The organism is Microcoleus sp. LEGE 07076, assembly GCF_015207455.1.
GTDB lineage: Bacteria > Cyanobacteriota > Cyanobacteriia > Cyanobacteriales > Microcoleaceae > Microcoleus.
In genome coordinates this window covers 1-2,653 of sequence record NZ_JADEWV010000405.1, presented here as the reverse complement: position 1 = coordinate 2,653, position 2,653 = coordinate 1, and the positions used below count along the sequence as shown (strand labels likewise).

The 2,653-nt window shown below is 42.2% G+C and carries 1 protein-coding gene and 1 pseudogene; both read right to left on the bottom strand.

Translation table 11 applies throughout. From position 1 onward, the window contains the following. A partial coding sequence (locus IQ270_RS29675) for a glycosyltransferase family 2 protein (RefSeq protein WP_193976685.1) occupies nucleotides 1-1,132 on the bottom strand: 1,132 nt, incomplete at its 3' end. Next, nucleotides 1,126-2,653: pseudogene (locus IQ270_RS29670) on the bottom strand (hypothetical protein); the annotation flags it as partial. The pseudogene IQ270_RS29670 and the gene IQ270_RS29675, both read right to left, overlap by 7 nt.

Here is a 2,653-nt window from a genome sequence, read left to right as displayed (position 1 = left end):
CCGGTTTTGCTGCTAGGGCGGCGCTGACATTGAGAGGATAAACCACAGGTAAAACCCTGTCATCTTCAAACACTCGCAATTCCTGGGTTCCAACTAATTTAGCACCATGATTTTCGGCTGCTGCTAACAGCAATTCTAAGCGATCGCAACTCGACCAATCATCGGCATCTTGGAACAAATAAGCATCATAATCAGTTTGCTCAATCACCTGTTGAATTAAACGGTAAGGGCCGACATTCAAAGCTGAAGCTAATAAAGTCACCCCTGGAAACTCTCGGACAATATCTACAGGTGGCGACTCCGAACCATCATCAATAACTACAATACCATCCAGAGGTCTAGTTTGAGTTACCAGAGACTGCAAACAGCGACGCAGAAAATGTTCGCAGCCAAAATGAGGAATCACAGCAAGTACGCGAGATTGACTGGTGATTCGAGCATATTCGACGGGATAGTTGACATTTTTTTGGTCAGCGTTGCCGATAATGTTCTCGTTATTTATAACTGTTTTTGGATCGAACTGGCGAGCTTTTTTATAATAAGTATTCGCCTTGGCTGTTCCCCAGGTAAAAGCGATATTTTGCCGTTCTAATTCCCTAGCAACAGCTAACAAATTCCAGCGCTCTATTTCTAACTGCGGTAGGGTCGCTTTTATCAAAGGAGTTGATGCAATCCAACCCAAGGAGTTAACAGGATATTGTTTGGCAGTTTCTAGGGGTAACTCTACTTTTGGAGGTAAGGATGCGAGGGCGGGATTTCTTAGTTGAGGTGGCAAAAAATTTAATTGTGTATTAGCAGGTAAAATAGCTGTTAGTTCAGTATCAATTGTCTGTAAAATTAGAGATGTTCCACCATTGTCAGCAACAGGCAAGATGCCTGTTCCACAAGAGATAAATTTTCTCGCTTCACAGGCAAGATGCCTGTTCATAAAAGGCGGATTGATAATCGTGCAATATCTCTGTAAAATAGGACTTACGCATGGTAGCCCAGAAACCGGGTTTTTTACTGAGTCTGAGGGATTGAATTTAATTACTTGTTTTAAATCATATTCTTGATTCTGGAAAGTGTCGATCGCCTCTATTTCCCAGTCAGGATGGCTGTTTCCCAGTATAATTAGAGTTAAACTTACCATTGTGTGCGATCGCAAATTGCAGACTGTTTGTAATTCATCTGTCGTGCTAATCTTTCAAATCCAGAAGCCCGCATATCCGGCGCAGCAGCCGCAATTAAACACTGATAGGCTAATTCGCCTTCTCCCTCTGCTAGCAAAACTTGCGCTAATTTTAGCAAAATCGGCATCCAAGGTATCGGATCGATTTCGCAATCGGGTAAGTGGCGGCTAATTAGTCCACCATAAATGTCAATTTTATCTAACCATTCCTGCGGGTCAATGTCAACTTGCCTCTTCAGTTTAGTATATCCGTGTTCGAGTTCTACTCGTGCTAGTTCTGACGGTAAAGTTGCTGTCGCTTGTAACTGAGATAATGCGATTGTAGCTGATGCGCGATCGCACATCATGACTTGACGCCAAGTCAACCAAGCATCTAAAAAACGATCGCCTGTTGTTTGTGGATATTTAGTGCTGGGGGCGATCGCCTTTCCACTGACTAATTCGCACCAAGATGCTAAAATTTGGATGTGAAATCGGGACGCCCAAAAATTTAAATCTCCGATTAAAACAGCTAAAATTGGTTTCCAGGCTTTCCCTACATTTGGATTATCCTGTTTGGCTTTACTTGCTGCTAGGGTGAATGCTGCTAACAAGTGCTGAATATTAAATACATCAAGCTTACCAGTAGCAGGTAAATTAGTATTTTCCCAGATGGATGCAGCGGTGTTATTCTCAAATCCTAAACTGGGAATTAGTAAATCTATCATTGCCGGATATTCCCGGCAATTCATCTCGGCTAAACGCTTCTGGGCGTGGCGGTATATCTGCTGTCTTTTTGGGATATCGGTTAAAAAACTACACGCAAACAGCAATACTCGTACAGCCATTAATTCTACGGATGTTTCCCGATAGGTTTTACGTTGTAATAGCCTTTCGAGGGCTTGTTGGGCCATCGGCGATATCCCCGAACTCACCATCACTGTCGGCTGAATTAAGCTTTTCAAGAATAATGCAATTTCTCCGGCTTCTCCTACAGGCGATAAACCTGATTCCAGCCACTCATGCCAAGATTTTTTTGTTACCCATTCGACCCATTCTAAATCGCTACAACTTGGTGTATTTTTAAAGTGAGTAAAATCCGATGAATCGACAATTACTCTCACTTTAAAATCTCCAAATAACTTTTCCAAACAAAGCTGTAAAGGCAACAAATCAAGAACTTGCTGCTGTTCGATTTGCAGCCAAATATCTACCTCTTGTTGATTTTGCCTGACTATCTGATAATTTAGAATCCCAGTAAATTTCGGCAAAGAGAGTTCTCCCGGACACTTAAAGCCTTGCTGTGTCTTGATTTGCTCTTGACTGCGCCCGAGAATTTTTGCGGTTAATCCCGAACGCCCGCAAGGACAAACATCAGGATTGAACTGAAGGCGATCGCCACATTGATATCGAATCAAAGGCATCGTATAATTAAATAAATCTGTGGTGACTAATTCACCGTCAATAATTTCATACAAACAGCGATCGACATCTAAATGAAGC